The sequence below is a fragment of the Streptomyces sp. NPDC048483 genome (assembly GCF_040651455.1).
Lineage (GTDB): Bacteria > Actinomycetota > Actinomycetes > Streptomycetales > Streptomycetaceae > Streptomyces.
Window position 1 is genome coordinate 122,105 of record NZ_JBEZJZ010000005.1, and the last position, 15,632, is coordinate 137,736.

16 protein-coding genes and 1 pseudogene are annotated in these 15,632 nt (G+C 69.7%); 9 read left to right on the plus strand and 8 right to left on the minus strand.

The genetic code is table 11. The features are described 5' to 3' along the window. Positions 1-7: 7 nt before the first annotated feature. On the minus strand, positions 8-2,101 hold the full coding sequence (locus AB0D04_RS04500) for a helix-turn-helix domain-containing protein (RefSeq protein WP_362699300.1): 2,094 nt from the start codon (positions 2,099-2,101) through the stop codon (positions 8-10). 262 nt (positions 2,102-2,363) lie between these two features. Continuing rightward, a complete protein-coding gene (locus AB0D04_RS04505; RefSeq protein ID WP_362699402.1) occupies positions 2,364-4,178 on the minus strand; it encodes a sulfatase in 1,815 nt (604 codons plus the stop codon). A 520-nt stretch (positions 4,179-4,698) separates the two neighbouring features. Here AB0D04_RS04505 and AB0D04_RS04510 point away from each other — a divergent pair. Continuing rightward, on the plus strand, positions 4,699-5,250 hold the full coding sequence (locus tag AB0D04_RS04510) for an SMI1/KNR4 family protein (protein ID WP_362699301.1): 552 nt from the start codon (positions 4,699-4,701) through the stop codon (positions 5,248-5,250). Positions 5,251-5,328: 78 nt separating this feature from the next. Continuing rightward, complete coding sequence (locus AB0D04_RS04515) at positions 5,329-5,580, plus strand: DUF6461 domain-containing protein (RefSeq protein ID WP_362699303.1); 252 nt, start codon at positions 5,329-5,331, stop codon at positions 5,578-5,580. A 736-nt stretch (positions 5,581-6,316) separates the two neighbouring features. Here AB0D04_RS04515 and AB0D04_RS04520 read toward each other — a convergent pair. The 4 genes and pseudogenes from AB0D04_RS04520 to AB0D04_RS04535 all read right to left on the minus strand — a co-directional run. Next, positions 6,317-7,294, minus strand: a pseudogene (locus tag AB0D04_RS04520) (DUF6596 domain-containing protein); the annotation flags it as partial. 60 nt (positions 7,295-7,354) lie between these two features. Further along, positions 7,355-7,768, minus strand: coding sequence for an arsenate reductase ArsC (locus tag AB0D04_RS04525; protein WP_362699305.1), 414 nt, complete (start codon positions 7,766-7,768; stop codon positions 7,355-7,357). Continuing rightward, entirely contained in the window at positions 7,761-8,888 is a 1,128-nt protein-coding gene (gene arsB, locus AB0D04_RS04530) for an ACR3 family arsenite efflux transporter (protein WP_362699307.1), read from the minus strand. Before arsB ends, AB0D04_RS04525 begins: the two co-directional genes overlap by 8 nt. Continuing rightward, on the minus strand, positions 8,885-9,286 hold the full coding sequence (locus AB0D04_RS04535) for a metalloregulator ArsR/SmtB family transcription factor (RefSeq protein WP_362699309.1): 402 nt from the start codon (positions 9,284-9,286) through the stop codon (positions 8,885-8,887). The genes arsB and AB0D04_RS04535 overlap by 4 nt, the downstream gene beginning before the upstream one ends. A gap of 99 nt (positions 9,287-9,385) precedes the next feature. Here AB0D04_RS04535 and AB0D04_RS04540 point away from each other — a divergent pair, with 99 nt between their 5' ends. Together AB0D04_RS04540 and AB0D04_RS04545 are read left to right on the plus strand one after the other, a co-directional pair. Continuing rightward, positions 9,386-9,859 (plus strand): ArsI/CadI family heavy metal resistance metalloenzyme, encoded by a 474-nt coding sequence (locus AB0D04_RS04540; protein WP_362699311.1) that lies wholly within the window; start codon positions 9,386-9,388, stop codon positions 9,857-9,859. A gap of 36 nt (positions 9,860-9,895) precedes the next feature. After that, positions 9,896-10,318, plus strand: coding sequence for a DUF664 domain-containing protein (locus AB0D04_RS04545; protein ID WP_362699313.1), 423 nt, complete (start codon positions 9,896-9,898; stop codon positions 10,316-10,318). Positions 10,319-10,474: 156 nt separating this feature from the next. On the opposite strand, the gene AB0D04_RS04550 is transcribed toward AB0D04_RS04545, so the two are convergent. Together AB0D04_RS04550 and AB0D04_RS04555 are read right to left on the minus strand one after the other, a co-directional pair. Next, entirely contained in the window at positions 10,475-11,053 is a 579-nt protein-coding gene (locus tag AB0D04_RS04550; RefSeq protein ID WP_362699315.1) for a hypothetical protein, read from the minus strand. A gap of 270 nt (positions 11,054-11,323) precedes the next feature. Next, positions 11,324-11,740, minus strand: coding sequence for a thioesterase family protein (locus AB0D04_RS04555; RefSeq protein ID WP_362699317.1), 417 nt, complete (start codon positions 11,738-11,740; stop codon positions 11,324-11,326). Between the two features lie 223 nt (positions 11,741-11,963). Here AB0D04_RS04555 and AB0D04_RS04560 point away from each other — a divergent pair, with 223 nt between their 5' ends. From AB0D04_RS04560 to AB0D04_RS04580, 5 genes are all read left to right on the plus strand, one after another. Next, positions 11,964-12,119 carry a hypothetical protein gene (locus AB0D04_RS04560; RefSeq protein ID WP_362699319.1) on the plus strand — a complete coding sequence of 52 codons (156 nt, stop codon included), beginning with the start codon at positions 11,964-11,966 and terminating at the stop codon, positions 12,117-12,119. Between the two features lie 142 nt (positions 12,120-12,261). Continuing rightward, positions 12,262-13,197, plus strand: a complete 936-nt coding sequence (locus AB0D04_RS04565) for an alpha/beta hydrolase (RefSeq protein ID WP_362699321.1) — start codon at positions 12,262-12,264, stop codon at positions 13,195-13,197. Positions 13,198-13,420: 223 nt separating this feature from the next. After that, positions 13,421-14,551: a serine hydrolase domain-containing protein gene (locus AB0D04_RS04570; protein ID WP_362699404.1), complete on the plus strand. Its 1,131-nt coding sequence runs from the start codon at positions 13,421-13,423 to the stop codon at positions 14,549-14,551. Between the two features lie 164 nt (positions 14,552-14,715). Continuing rightward, positions 14,716-15,042, plus strand: a complete 327-nt coding sequence (locus tag AB0D04_RS04575) for a plasmid stabilization protein (protein ID WP_362699323.1) — start codon at positions 14,716-14,718, stop codon at positions 15,040-15,042. Positions 15,043-15,227: 185 nt separating this feature from the next. Next, positions 15,228-15,584, plus strand: coding sequence for a hypothetical protein (locus AB0D04_RS04580; RefSeq protein ID WP_362699325.1), 357 nt, complete (start codon positions 15,228-15,230; stop codon positions 15,582-15,584). Positions 15,585-15,632: the final 48 nt, after the last annotated feature.

Below are 15,632 nucleotides of genomic sequence, written 5' to 3' on the forward strand. Positions count from 1 at the left end.
TGAGTACCTACAGGCCGTCGCCCTTGATGTGGCGGGCGGGGTTGAAGCCCTTCTCCATCAGGTCGACCGCCCAGGCCATCTCCGCCACGCCTTCGACCTTCGCCAGGCCGGGCGTCGGGCCGAGGCGGAAGGAACCGGGCAGTGGCTTGCCGGAGGTGGTGTAGGGCAGGAAGTCCAGCGGGGAGCGGCCGGGTGAGGCGTAGACGACGCAGTCGGACAGTACCGCGAGCGGGAACTGGTCGGTCGCCTTGGCGACGTTGGCCATCTTGCGGTGCATGTTGACCCGGGCCTTGGAGATGACCGCCGCGCGGATGTCGGGGCGCCAGGTGGGGCGCTCCAGCGCGGGCCACCGGTCTCCGTCGCGGTAGTGCCGTCCCTGGGGGCGCTCGCGGAGCTTGCCCACGCCCCCCTTGACGGTCGCCTTGATCGCGGCCAGGACGGCCGCCATGCCGGGGTCGGTCTGCTTGTGCTGTTCCATCGCGGCGAGGAACTGATGGTCGTCCAGGTCCTTCGTGACCCCGAGGTCGGCCATCGTGTCCACGTAGGCGTCCTTGAGACGGTCGTGCCACGGGTCCAGGTACGCGCCGGTCTCCCGCCGCAGGTAGGCCTCGATCGGCCGGACGTCGAAGCCGAGTTCCTGGGCGTAGGCGACGGTGTGGGTCTGGTACCAGGCCGGACCGGTCGGGCACTGCCCGGACGGGGTGAACGGCGACGGGAGGCGCGGGTCCAGTTCGATGTGCGAGAGGTCCACCAGCCAGCTGCCGGGGATCTTCTTGTTGAACGTCGGGTGGTGGAAGTGGTCCGGCGCCGAGAGGCCCACGACCAGACGGGCCGCGGCGGCGAGGAAGGCGGTGTTGATGTCCAGGCCGATGGCGAAGGGCCGCAGGCACTCCTCGTCGGAGAGCAGCTTCGGGTCGCGCACCCACTGGTAGGCCTCCTCATCGAGGAAGCCGCCCGTCCAGCCGTTGTTCACGACGACGGGGTGTTCGGGGGTGGCCTCCGGCGGCGCCGGGTCCATCGGGTGCTTGCCCAGGGAGCCGGGAGCGGGACTGGGGTCCTGGACCCACGCGCCGGTCTGCGGATCCTTCACAGCCCGGGTCGGCGGGCGCAGCGCGGTCATCAGCTCCAGGCCGGTCACGGCGGTGGAGCCGCGCGGCGTGATGACCCGCTGGGCGTAGATGCCGAGGGCGCGGGCGAGTTCCGCCGGCGGGAGGCCGGCGGCGCCCGACCACATCCGGGCATCCAGGGCCTCCCAGGGCAGGATCGCCAGCTGCACGCACTGGCGCTGGGTGCCCGTTGCCTTGCGGTAGATACGCGGCCACGGCCCGAAGCCGCGCTGGGTGAGCTCCCACTTGGCCTTGGCGATCTGCTTGACGACCGGGTGGTCCTCGGGCAGGCGCAGCGAGCGGCGGGCCTCGTGGCCCTCCAGACGCGCGGGCAGGCCGAACTTCACGGCGGCCGACTCGGTGAGCACGATCAGCGGGTCGAAGTCCTTGCCGTTGCGGTGCAGACGCGGCGCCCCGAGTCCGGACTCCTTCAGGGTCCAGTCGACCAGCTGCGGAACAGTCGTCGCCGGGCAGTCCAGCACGATGCCGTCGATGCCGTACGCGGCGCCGCCACCGTCCAGTACGGCGAGCGGACCGTGCGGGAACTGCGGGTCGACGGCCGGCTTCGGGACGGCCTTCCTGGCCGGGCGGCGCGATGACGTCGACGGTCCGGCCGCGGGTTCCTGCTCCGGCTCGGGCGCAGTGACCGGCGCGGGCGCGGGTGCGGCGGGAGGAGCAGCAGGGGCCGGCTGCTGCGCAGACGCTGTGGACGCCTCCGGGACCGGAGCGGCCACCGGCGCGGGGTGTTTGGGGTACTTCGCCGACCAGCCTTCCAGCAGCCGCTGGTACGCCGTCAGGCGCGGCTCCCGCGGCTCGGAGCGTCCGTTCTCCCAGTTCTTGACCGTCTGCAGCGTCGTCTTCATCGCCGCGGCCAGACGGGCCTGGGTGATGCCGGCCGCCTCACGCAGCCGGGCACGCTCGGCCGGGGGCGGAAGCTGGGCCTCCTCCTCCAACAGCGCGTCCACCGCAGCGAACAGCTCTTCCTCGGTTGGCACGTGCTCCACCTCCACCCCGCACACTAACAGCCTTTAACCCTCCCTGGCCTAGAAATTTAACCCTTTGATTTAACCTTTTCGGCGGAATTTCAAGGGTGGGTGCAGACGCGGCGGGCACCCCACTGTCCGGTGTCACCGAACCTTGAGCGGGCGCCATCGAACCTTGCTGTACGCGACTCCGTGTCACCACAGTTGGGGCAATGCGCGAGGCGGCTCGTCAGGAGGTCGACCCATGTCATGCCGGTCGTCGGGCGGGCTTCGGTTACCGGGCGGGCCGGGGTGGGGCGGAACGGGGCTGGGGGCCGTAAGCCGTCAGAAAGCGGTTGCGGAAGGTGTCCATGCGCCAGACCGGGGCCTTGGGGCTGGGCTTGAGGCCGTTGGTCCAGCGCCAGTTGGAGACGCGGTCCAGTACGGCCGGGTCGTGGGCGACGATGGCGACGGGGACGTCGCGGCTTGCGTGGTCGCCGGAGACCTTGGCGACGGGCTGGTGGTCGCCGAGGAAGACGAGCACGGTGTTCTTGGTGCCGTATTTCGCCACGTACGAGATGAGGCTGTGCACCGAGTACTGGATGGACTTGCCGTACTCGGTGCGGACCTGGCCGGTGTGCTTCCAGACGTCCACAGGGTCTTTGCCCGCGTTCTTGATGGCGCCGTAGACGGAGCCGTTGCCGACCTTGTCCCAGGCGAGCGTTGTGGGGAGGGGGGCCCAGGGGTTGTGGCTGGAGGTGAGGATGACGAACGACATCAGGGGCTTGTTGTGAGCCTTGGGGCGCTGCGTATCGTGCGTCCCGCCGTGTTGCGTGTGGTGTGGCCGGCTGGACTTCTTGCCGTGTTCCAGGCGCTCGAAGGCTGACAGGGTGTACTGGTCGGGCATGGTCGACCAGCTGAACTTCGGACCCTTGTAGCCGAGGTCCCGCGAGTCGTAGACGCGGTCGAGGCCGTAGAACGAGGACTCCGGCCAGCCCTTGGTGACGCCGGGCATGATGCCGACCGTGCGCCAGGCGCCGGTGCGTTTGAAGGCACCGGTGAGGCTCAGGCGGTCGCCCGCGGTGACGGTGCGGTAGCGCTGCTGGTTGTCGATCCACAGGCCCGACATAAAGGTGGAGTGGCCCAGCCAGCTGGCGCCGCCGTACGTCGACGAGGTGAGCCAGCCGCTCCGGGAGGAGTAGCCGGCGGCGCGCAGTTGTTCGGTCCCGTCCGCGAGAGCCGAGTCGACCCCCGGCGCCATCAACGGGTCCTCGACGGCGCTGCGTCCGTAGCTCTCTATGAACGCGAAGATGACGTCCTTGCCGCGCAGTCCGGTCAGCAGTTGATCGCCCGGAGTGTTGCCGAAGGAGTCGACGGCGGCCTCCTTGGCGAACGCCTGCTCGTCCGCCAGGCTCGCCCGAATCTGCTGCGTGCGGTCCTGGATGCGCCCGGCGGCGCTCGTGGCGGCGAGCGGCACGCCGGCCACCTGTACGCCGAGCGCCGTGCAGGCGACCCAGGCGGTCCCGAATACCAGAGTGGTGCGGGTCGCGGTGGCGCTGTGCCGGGCCAAGAGGTTGGTGAGCCGCACGACCGCCAGCGTGGTGAGGACGAGGAGGGCGAGGACGAGGGCGACGGCTGCGATCGCCACACCGATCGCGTGCGCCCGGCCGATCGAATCCTGAAGGAACGATTCGCCGTCGTCGAGCAGGACCCAGTCGAGCGCCGGGTTGAACCCTCGGCCGAGGGTTTCGTTGAAGCCGATGTCGAGGAGGTTCAGCACGGTGAGCAGGCCGAGCCCCACCCCGGCAAGCACCGCCGCCACCCGCCTCGCCCTCGAGGGGAGGAGGAGCAGCAGGGCGGAACCGAAGATCGCCTCCACCGGGATGCGCAGGAACTCACCGGGGGTGAGGAGGGTGAGCTGGTTGGGGAGGAGGAGGGCGAAGAGGACGAGGGCGGCGGCGAGAGTGGTGGTCAGCCGTGCCGCAGTCTGGGCCGCGCCCGGGTGGCGGTCCCGCCAGCGGATGGCTGCCGCGGCCTTGTCCGGGTTGTCCTTCCCGGCGCTCGCCTCGTCACCTGCCTCGGTGTCCTGGCCGGCGGCGTCGTCCGGCATCCGCTCCGGAGGGCCGGCCTGCGCTCCGGGGGCGGAGCGCGAGCGGCCCTCGTTCGTGGGTGCCTCGTTTGTAGGTGCCTCGTCCGCTTCCGGCAGCTGACGAGAGCGCGTGATGGGCAACAACTCGAAGGTCCTTCCGTGCGGGGTCCTGTGTTGGCACGGCACACCAGACTCGGGAGACAGGAGCCGCACCTATCGGTACGGCTCGCCGGCAGCTTCGGTTCAATCGCTGGTGAACTGTCGGACGATCCTCTCGCTCGTCCGCCTTCGAGGACCCGGCGGGCGGCCTTGAGCCACCGGTCCTTCTCCGGCTTCAGGGTCCGGAATGCCTTCGGGCGGCTGCGTATGACGTCATTCTGGGGATTCGGGGCTCCACGCCGGACCAGACAGCGACGAGGTCGGTCTTCTTCTTGCACTGGACGTCTGCCTGCGCGACGGCCACAGCCCCGGGCACGCCGCCATCAACTCCTGGGGGCCATACCTCGGGGCCATACCTCGGGGCCATTGCTACGGTCGGCGTATGGAGAGCTGGGACGAGGGCGGCGTGCGCGCTCGGATACGGGAAATGGCGGCACTGGACCCGGAGCGGGCGGCCTTCGGGGCGGACACGCACCGCTACCAGCTGGCGCCTGCGCTGCCGGAGGCGGAGGTCAGGGCGTTCGAGGAGGGCCACGGCATCGAGCTACCAGCGGCGTACCGGTCCTTCGTCACGAAGGTGGGCAACGGCCCCGCCGGTCCCAGTTACGGGCTGATGCCGTTGACCGTTCCCCGCCCGGAAGCCGGCGACGACTGGGCCGTGGACGACGAGTGGGCGGAAGACCGGCTGCCGGGCCGACTTGCCGAGCCGTTCCCCCTTACCGAACCCCTGCCCGGCCGGATCGGCGCACCGGCCGATGAGCTGACCCGGGGCACGCTCATGCTGGCCGAAGAGGGCTGCGGCATGTTCATACGGCTGATCCTGAACGGTCAACGAGCGGGCGAGGTCTGGCGGATGGACCCGGACTGGGGCGGCTTCGTCCCGGCGAGCCCCGGCTTCCGCACCTGGTACACCGAGTGGCTGCAGCGCCCGTGAACACGCCGCACACCGTCCGGATCAACCTGTCGACCTTCGACGAAGCCACATCACGCAAGTGACCCGGGCCACTCAAACGTGGATGGCATCACCTTCGAGCCGCTGTTCCCCGACCGGTGGTACGGCAGCGCCCCGGACAGTCTCGTGGAGGGGATGCGCATTGCCGGCTTCGACCTCAGCGACGGTGGGGACCGCGGCTACGAACCGCCCACCGAGGCCGCGTTCGCGCTGGCCGCGCACCTGACGGGCGTGCGGCTCACCGCCGAGGTCCTGACCTGCGCCACCTTCCTGTGCGGCATGGCGGCGCTGCCGCCGCGCGGCACGCCGTAGCGCTGCGGCAGGTGGACGAGAGGGACGGCGGGCGGTCCGCCGGCGCCGGTAGTGCGAGACCGGAGACGTCATGTGGGCCCAGACGCACCTGTGTTCACTGGTCAAGCCCGTCTGCCGGAAGCAAGGTTGCCGGCCCCGGAGTCCCCGCCCGGACACCCGCCGCACGGCAGCTGTCTGCGGCTTCGCCGGGCTCGCCGGGAGAATGGGGAACCGTTTGACTACGTGATCGGGGCCTGTACGAGTCTGTCGGGACAGATCCTTCCGCTGGTGGGTGTTGCGCTGGGCGCTGTCGGGTCGTTCCTGGTGAGCAGCTTGAACGACCGGGCGCGGTGGCGGCGTGAGCAGTCCGTGCGCTGGAGGTGCTCGCCGAGCTCGGCGCGGCCGGGGCCCGCCGTTCCGCGCTGGGAGAGACCTGCGCACTGCTGAGGGACACGAACACCGCGTCCAAGACGCTGAACCACTGCCTGTGGCGGCTGGAGCACCTGGCGCGGGGCGTACCCACGGAAGCGGAACAGAGCGGGGAACAGGCGTACGTGGAGTTCAGAGAGGCACAGCGCCGGTATCTCGAGTGCGCACGGGCCGGGCTGGGGGTGACCGGTCCGGTCAACCGGGACGTCGTCTGGCCCTCGGCCTGGCGGCCCGTGAGCCGATCGTCACGCGCCGGGTGGTGAGCCGGGCCCGGTCCGGGCGTGACCAGCGCAGCCGACGGCCGCGGGCGGAGCGGAATCCAGGTCCGCATCTGGCCGGCCCGGGACTCCAGGTAGCGCTGCTCGGCGATGCCGGCGGTGGACTTCGCGGCGCGCCGGTAGTGCGCGTACGCCCCGGCCGTGTCGCCGGCTTTCTCCAGCAGGTGCGCCCGTACGGACAGCAGCCGGTGATGCCCGGCCATCCGCTCGTCACCGTCCAATGTGGACAGCAGGGCCGGCTCGGCCGTCGGGCCCTCGGTCTCGGCGAGCGCGACCGCCCGGTTGAGGGTGACCATCGGGTTGGGCGCGATCCGTTCCAGGATCAGGTAAAGGGCTTGCGTCTGCGGCCAGTTGGTCTCCTTGGCTGTGGCCGCGTCGGCGTGCGTGGCAGCGATGGCGGCCTGCAGCTGGTATGGACCCAGCGCCGGGCCGGCCAGCGACGCCTTGACCAGCTCCAGCCCCTCGTCGATCAGAGCGCGGTCCCACTGCGCACGATCCTGCTCTTCCAGCGGCACCAGCTCACCGGCCGCCGTCGTACGTGCCTGCCGGCGGGCGTGGGTCAGCAGCATCAGCGCGAGCAGCCCGGTCACCTCGCCGTCCTCGGGCAGCTGCGCGTGCACCATCCTGGCCGGCCGGATCGCCTCGTGCGCGAGGTCGGCGCGGTGCAAGTCGCTGCCCGAGGAGGCGGTGTAGCCCTCATTGAAGATCAGGTAGAGCACGTGCAGGACGACCCGTAGCCGCTCCTCGCGCTCCGCGCCGTCCGGCAGGCTGAACGAGCTGCCGGCGGCCTTGATGCGCTGCTTGGCCCGGCTGATCCTGGCCGCCATCGTGGCCTCCGGCACCAGGAACGCGCGGGCGATCTCGGCAGTGGTCAGGCCGCCGACCGCCCGCAGCGTCAGCGCGGTCTGGGAGGCCGCGGTCAGCGCCGGACGGCAGCACAGGAACAGCAGGACAAGCGTGTCGTCGGTGTCCGGTACGTCCTGGGGCACCACCTCGGTGGCCGTCGCCGACTCCCGCTCGCGGCGCGCGGTCACTGCGCATCTGGTGAACCGCGCGACCAAAGCCCTCGCCAGGCGGGTCTCCTGCCGTCAGGGTCGGCTGGGCAGGAGCTCGGCCAGCAGGTCCCGGATCCGGTGCTCGATCTCGTCCCGGATCGACCGGACCGCGTTGATTCCTTGCCCGGCCGGGTCCTCGAGCTTCCAGTCCAGGTACCTCTTGCCGGGGAAGACCGGGCAAGCGTCACCGCATCCCATGGTGATCACCACGTCGGATGCCTGCACCGCCTCCGTGGTCAGGGCCTTCGGCGTCTCGGTGGCGATGGCGATGCCCGCCTCGGCCATCGCCTCCACCACGGCCGGATGCACCGTTGCGGCCGGAGCCGATCCCGCCGAGCGGACCTCGACCTGGCCCTGACCGAGATGGCTGAGGAAGGCGGCGGCCATCTGGGACCGGCCGGCGTTGTGCACGCAGACGAACAACACGGACGGCTTGGACTCAGACACGGGCAGAACCTTCCTCGACGGCGGCCGGACCGGAGGACGCCAGAGCGGGCTGGGGGAAGAAGCGGCGGGTGGCCAGGGCGACATGGACCAGCCCGATCAGCACCGGGACCTCGATGAGCGGGCCGACGACCCCGGCCAGGGCCTGCCCGGAGGTCGCACCGAAGGTCGCGATGGCCACAGCGATGGCAAGTTCGAAGTTGTTACCGGCGGCGGTGAACGCCAGCGTCGTCGCCTTCGGATAGTCGAGTCCGACTGCCTTGCCCAGCGCCATGGAGCCGGCCCACATGACGGCGAAGTAGACCAGCAGCGGCAGCGCGATCCTGGCGACGTCGAGGGGCTTGGAGGTGATGGCGTCGCCCTGGAGGGCGAAGAGCACGACAATCGTGAACAGCAGCCCGTACAGGGCGAACGGCCCGATGCGAGGGATCAGTTCGACCTCGTACCAGGCCCGTCCCTTGGCCTTCTCGCCCAGGCGGCGGGTCAGGAACCCGGCCAGCAGCGGGATGCCGAGGAAGATCAGCACGGAGCGGGCGATCTCCCACACGCTGACGTCGAGGGCGATCTGCTGCAGACCGAGCCAGCCAGGCAGGACGGAGAGATAAAACCAGCCCAGCAGGCTGAACGCGATCACCTGGAACACGGAGTTCAGTGCCACCAGGACGGCGGCGGCCTCGCGGTCGCCGCGGGCCAGGTCGTTCCAGATGATGACCATGGCGATGCACCGGGCGAGACCGACGATGATCAGGCCGATCCGGTATTCCGGCAGGTCCGGGAGGAAGATCCAGGCCAGCGCGAACATGACCGCCGGGCCCAGAATCCAGTTCACGACCAGCGACGGGATCAGCAGGCGCCGGTCACGGGTGACGGTTTCCCAGCGGTCATAGCGGACCTTGGCGAGGACCGGATACATCATCACGAGCAGGCCGAGCGCGATCGGCAGCGAGACACCGGTGACGGTGATCTTCGCGAGGGTGTCGCCGAGTCCGGGGACGAGGCGTCCCAGGCTCAGGCCGGCGCCCATCGCGATCAGGATCCAGACGGCGAGGAAGCGGTCCAGAAACGACAGCCGAGCGGCGGTCGCTTCCGCGGTGGTGACTTCGGCGGTGACTTCGGCGGTCACGAGGCGGCCCCGGCGGGCTCGTCGAGAGGCTGAAGGGACGGGGCCCCCGGACGGGACAGGACCCCCGCGAGCTTGTCCGTCATCTCCGGCAGCAGCCAGTAATACACCCACGTTCCGCGGCGCTCGCAGCCGACGAGGCCGGCCTGCCGCAGAAGCTTGAGGTGGTGGGAGATCGTGGGCTGGGACAGGTCGAAGGCGGGGGTGAGATCGCAGACGCAGACCTCCCCGCCGGCCCGGGAGGCGATCATCGACAGCAGCCGCAGCCGGATCGGGTCACCCAGGGCCTTGAAGACCTTCGCCAGCTCAACCGCCTGGCCCTCGTCCAGCGGGGCGGTCAGCAGGCCTGGGCAGCAGGCTTCGCCTCGCTCCCCGAGCACCTCAAGCTCTTGTTTCGACATGCCCCTATGTTGACGGACTTCGATTCAGGGCGCAAGCTTGTATCGACAGGCATCAATACACATCAATACGCCACGCCGCAACCGGTCAGGGAGGCCGCCATGTCCCGCGTTCAGCTCGCCCTCAACGTCGCCGACCTCGAAGAATCCGTCGCGTTCTACTCCAAGCTCTTCAGCGCCGAGCCAGCCAAGCGCCGGCCCGGATACGCGAACTTCACCATCACCGAGCCGCCGCTCAAGCTCGTCCTCATCGAGGGCGAGCCGGGCCAGGACACCCGCCTGGACCACCTCGGCGTCGAAGTCACCTCCACCCAGCAGGTCACCGCGGCCACCGACCGCCTCAAGGACGCCGGGCTCGCGACCTTCGAGGAGAACGACACCTCCTGCTGCTACGCCCTCCAGGACAAGGTCTGGGTCCACGGCCCCGGCAAGGAGCCCTGGGAGGTCTACGTCGTCAAGGCCGACGCCGACCAGATGGGCAAGAGCGACGCCCTGAACGGCCACGCCTGCTGCAGCAGCGAACGCGCGGCTGCCGAGGCCACCGGGACGGCCGCAGGATGCGCCTGCGGCAGCTGATCCGCCGGCCCGCAGCAAGGGAGGCCCCGCGCACCGGTGCCCCGTCTCGTCCCGATCGGCCGCCAACTCGGCTATGTACTGGGCGACTTCGGCCTTCGGCGCGGCGGCAAGCCCCTGGCGGGGCAGAAGGCGCATGGCCGGCGTGCGTGTTCGGGGTCCCTGGTCGTGGTGGGCGGTGAGAAGACTCCGGCCTATTGGCCCGGTCCGGAACCCGCAACGTTCGCAGAGTTCGATGTCGACCACGCCGATACGGACGAGGCCTTCGCGATATGGCGGGAGGCTTGTGCCCGGTCCCGGTCCATTGTGGATGCCGTGGTCTCCCTCGACTGCACCGTGACCTGGCACGACGAGGTGTTTTCCGTGCGCTGCGTACTGACTCACATGATCGAGGAGTATGCGCGGCACAACGGGCACGCCGACTTGCTCCGCGAGCGGATCGACGGGGCCACCGGCGAATGATCATCAGCGCTTGGCCCCTGTGTCGGCGCGCGGGCCTCTGCGGGTCAGGCGTCGGGTCATCAGGGTGATGAGTGACAAGGTCAGATGTGCTTCGCCTTGTGCGGGGGAGGGCCTCCCGCTGGGCCACACCGGGTCCAGGACCTAGGAAATCGGGGTTCATACGAGGTTCACCACCAGATCCGGCTCGTTCTGCGTCACCAGCTCTCGGTGCTTTCCTTCACCGAACAGCTCGCCGATCGCCATTCCCGGGAATTCCAGGGGCTCCTCACGCCCCTCCAGCTCGATGCGCACCCTCCACCGACCGCCCCGGTGCGCCACCAGCACATCGGCGTATTCACGTCCCGGTATCCGAAGCCCCTCCAGCTGCGGGCCGCCCTCTGGTCCGTACTCGCGGAACGAAGACAGGAACGCCAGATCCTGCACCAGCCGGGCCAGATGCGCCCACCCCGGTGAGTCCGCCTCCGGGACCCAGTGCCATTCGGCGCGCTCCGCGTCGTTGGCCGGGACTGCCTGGCCCTCGCTCAGCACCTCACCGTCACCCTCGGCAGCGGTGTCGCAGAACTCGAACGTCCTGCTCCCGATGTCCACCCGCCGCAGCTCAATTCCTCGCGGCCCGGCCCGGAACGCCAGATCCGACACGCGTTGCAGGAAGCCGGCAACCTCCTCATCCCGGACATCGCGCTCACGGGTATCCGGCTCGCGCCCCACCAGAGGCCCGTACGTGCCCATCGTCACGCAGGCCTCCCGGCGCCGCTTCCCACGTCTCACCGAAAACCCCTTCCCGGACTACGCACGACGCCGCCCCGGCACGGTCCCCGAGGTGGCGTACATGGCTCCCCTTCCTTGGCCGCGTTGAGCGCCGTAGCCTCTTCGGCCGGAACTCCGTGTTGCCCACGTCGGGCACTTCACCATGCCCTTGGCGGCGGCAGCGTCTTGTGCCGGTCCACCACCTTGCCGTTACTGGACTTGCACCTGATGGTGCGTCAACAAGGGCCCGTGCCGGTGCTATTCCTCCGCTGAGGTGTAGGGCTGGAAGGCTGCCCGGACCGTGTGGGGCATCTCTTTCTTGCTGCCGGTCAGGGTGTCGGTGAACACGTGCCGCACTTCGCCCTCTGCGATGAGCCGTTCGCCGACCTTGAATCTCGGGCACACGATCATGCTGGTCGTTCCGAGACGGGTGATGGGCATCTCGATGTCGAGCAGCTCATCGAAGCGCGCCCCCTGGCGATAAACAATCCGTGCTTCCGCCACGACCAGGTCGGTTCCCCCCTCGACCAGGGATGCATAGCCCTCCGTGGCCTCGCGCCACAGCTCCATCGCAGCAACGTCGTAATAGAAGAGGTAGTGGCCGTTGAACACGACGTTCTGCTGGTCACATTCGCTGTAGCGCACTCGGAGTCGGTGCGTGAACAAATTGGTCATGGGCGAGATCGTAGTTACCGCTCGCACTGACGACCGAGGTTCAGGAAAGTCTGCAGCTTCGCGAGCTTCCGTGGTGCGGCGGCCTGACGGGCGGGCGGGCGGGCGGGTCATGTACGGCTCAGACGCTCCGCCTCGGTGGTCTGGACGTGGCAGGAGCCGGTTCCGGTGCGGTGGGCGTGCAGGGGACGGTGGCGAGATTCCCCCTGCTGATCGGGCGCAGAACTTGCTGCCAGGACCGGGTGACGCCCGCGTCGTCGAGCAGTGCCGCCTCGACGGGGCGGGCGGGGCAGAGCAGGGAGCCGATCTGGTCGAGCGGGAGTTGCGAGCGTACGGCGATGACGTGGACGGGCAGGTCGGCGGCGAAGCCCAGGAGCTGTAGCGCCCGAGCTCGGGCCGCATCGTCGCAGTCGGAGCTGATCGCCGGCTCGACGAGCGCAGGCGCCGATCGGTGCGTGATCCGGGCGGGATGCCCGACAGTTGGCGGATGATCTCGGGGGCCGGCCACCGTCAGGATGGCCGCTATGGATCCCGAACTCGAAGCATTCATCCCCTTGTTCCCCCGGGCCGACCTGACCGACCCGGTCACCGAGCGCAAGAACTTCGCCGACCTGGCCGCCAAGCTGCCGCCGCCGGACACCACGGGATTGGCCATCGAGGACCGCACGGTGCCCTTCCCCAAGCTCTCCACTTCGTTCGAGCAGGGGAGACCCCATTCCCCGGACGTGGCGGTGCGGATCTACCGCCCGCATCAGGCGCAGGGCGCCCTCGTCTGGCTGCACGGCGGCGGATTCGTCATGGGTGACCTGGACACCGAACACCCGTGGGCCACCCGGATCGCAGACCTTTCCGGCGCGGTGGTGATCTCGGTGGGCTACCGTCTGGCCCCCGAGCATCCGTTCCCGGCCGCCTTGGACGACGCCTACGCCGTGCTGACCTGGACGGCCGAGCATGCAGCCGAACTCGGCATCGACCCGGAGCGGATCGCGGTGGGAGGCCACAGTGCCGGCGGTGGGCTCGCAGCCGCGGTGGCGCTGCGGGCGCGCGATGAGCAGGGGCCGCCGGTCCGCTTCCAACTGCTCAACCAGCCCGGGCTCGACGACCGGCAGGAGACGTGGTCGGCGCGGCATTTCACCGACACGCCCTGGATGAACTGCGACAAAGTCACCGCAATATGGCGGCACTATTTGGGCTCCGCGCCCGCCACGCCGTACGCCGCCCCGGCGCGGGCCACCGACCTGTCCGGCCTGCCACCCGCCTACATCGCCACCGCGGAACTCTGTCCGAACCGCGACGAAGACCTCGCCTACGCGCTGCGCCTGCTGCAGGCCGGCGTCTCGGTCGAGGTGCACCAGTGGCCCGGCACCTTCCACGGCTCGCAGGCGATCCTGTCCGCCGAGGTGTCGCAGCGGCAGATAGCCGAACTCGGCGCCGTCCTGCGTCGCGCCCTGGCCGAGTGAGCCGTCGATGTCGAGGAGCACGGGGAGAGACCCCGTTGCACTCATGGGTCATGAGAGGACGGGTGTCGTGAAGATCCGACGGGCGGTTTGCGGAAGTGGGGCCGCGCTGAGTGTGGGTGCGGGCGTGGTGGCGGCAGTTCCCGCGCCCGACGGGACGGGGGCCGTGCGGCCCGGCAGTACGAGCCCGTCGACCGGCTTCGATCCTGCGAAGCTGAAGTCCGCCATGGACGGTGTCCACCTTGCGGGGATGCCGGGTGTCCACGCCGAGGTGCGCGAGGGCGGCCAGGTATGGCGCGGCGCTTCCGGGGTGGCCGATGTCAGGACCGGCCGTCCCATCAGGCCCGGCATGCGGCAGCGGGTCGGCAGCGTCACCAAGACCTTCACCGCCGCCGCAGTCCTGCAGCAGGTCGAGAAGGGGCGGATCCGGCTCGACGCGCCGATCGGCCGCTACCTGCCGCGGCTGGTGCCGGGAGAGCGCGGCGAGGAGATCACGGTTCGGATGCTGCTCAACCACACCAGCGGCATCCCGGATTACCTCCCCTGTGCGTTCCCGTCCCTCAAGGAGTTCCCCTCGCTGCCGGATATCTCGCCCGAGAGCCTGGACGATAACCGGTTCAGGAAATTCCGCCCGGCCGAGCTGGTCAAGATGGGGCTCACAGCGCCTCCCACCGGCAGGCCCGGAGGTCCTACGGGGGTGTACTCCAACACCAATTACCTGCTCCTCGGCCAACTCCTGGAGGAGGTAACCGGTACCGAGGCCGAGCAGTACCTCACCCGGAATGTCATTGAGCGTGCTGGGCTGCGGCACACCGTGTTTCCGGACGGGCCGCGTATCGAGGGACCGCACTCGCGGATGTATGAGGCGCTGTACGGCTTGATCGAGCCGCCGCGCGACTACAGCGTCTACCACATGTCCTGGGTGGGGCCGGCGGCCGCTCTGGTGTCGACCATGGAGGATCTCAACCGCTTCTACGGCAAGCTGCTCGACGGCAAGATCGTCAGCCAGTCGTCGCTGGCGCAGATGCAGCGCACGGTCCCGGTCCGCGCCCTGGACGGAACGACGATCGACTACGGCCTCGGCCTGCACAAGGTCAGCATCCCGGGTTGCGGCACCTTCTGGGGCCACGACGGCACGGTCTGGGGGGCCGGAACGACGTCCCTGACCCGGGCCGACGGCAAGCGCCAGATGTCCGTCGCCGTCAACCTCATGAGGTGGAACAAGCTGGACTCCTCGGGGAAGCCGCAGCACCACCCCATCGACGACGCGCTGTCGACGCTGTACCGGCAAGCGATGTGCGGGAACGGAAACGCTCAGGCCGAGAAGGCCTCGCAGGTGCCGGCGTTCGGCTCATAGCCAGGCATCGCGCTCGCCAACGGGCCAAAAGCCCTCTCCGTCGGCTGACGAAGCCACGCAGCCCGGTCGGCGCCATCCGTCTCGCGTCGGGCTCGGATCAGGCGTGGACTGGGAGTGCTCGGTGAGCCCACCGGGACATGGCGAACGAGAGGGAATGAGCAGCGATGCCTGCAGGATCCAGTAAGAGGCGAGAGCGGCAGTACGAGCACATCAAGGAGAACGCGCTGGAGCACGGCGTGTCGGAGAAGCGGGCCAAGGAGATCGCCGCCCGCACCGTGAACAAGGAACGCGCCCGCTCGGGTGAGGCCGAGACCGCCGGCCGCGTCTCCACCCGCGACCCGAAGTCCGCGTCCCAGCGAGGCGGCGAACGCTCCCACAAGGGCCCGGGCGGCCCGACGCGCGACCAGCTCTACGAAGAGGCCAAGAAGAAGAACATCGAAGGTCGCTCCACCATGAACAAGGACCAGCTGCGCCGGGCCGTCGGCCGCTGAACCCACGCTGCGGCCCGGCCCGCGGACGACAGGCGGGCCGGGCACAGCACCGACGCGAGCGGCCCTTCGGCCCGAGGTCCCGGGGAGGAGCGCCCCGCTGAGCGCGCCCAGGGGCCGCCGGTACGCCGACTCGCCGACCTGGCAAGATCGAGTCGGCCTGCGGCAAGCAGGACAGGCGCGCCGACGTGGAGTGCTCCGGCACCTTCCGCTCCGATGACGGCGGGCTCCGCTACGACGTGGAGGACTTCGAGCCCGGCACGGAGGACGACAAGCACGAGACCGCCGACGCGGTGGCGCTCAGCCCGGAGTCGTTCGACCGCGGCATTCCGTCGCTCTACATCGAGGGTGCGCGGTACTGGTGCATCGCCGCGGCGATGTTCGGCGCGGCGATGTTCGGCGCGGCGATGTTCCCCCTGAGTTCCGCTTTTCGCTCCGGCAGGCGCCCCCGGAGGCGCAAGGTGACCGTCACTGGCGTCAGCCTGCTCTTCGGCGGCCTGCTGGGCTGCGGCCTCTGCGTCCTTGTGAACTCCATGCCGGCGTAGGCCGCTCCGGCAAAAAGGCTCCGTGCTCTGGCGCTGGAAGGCCGGGGC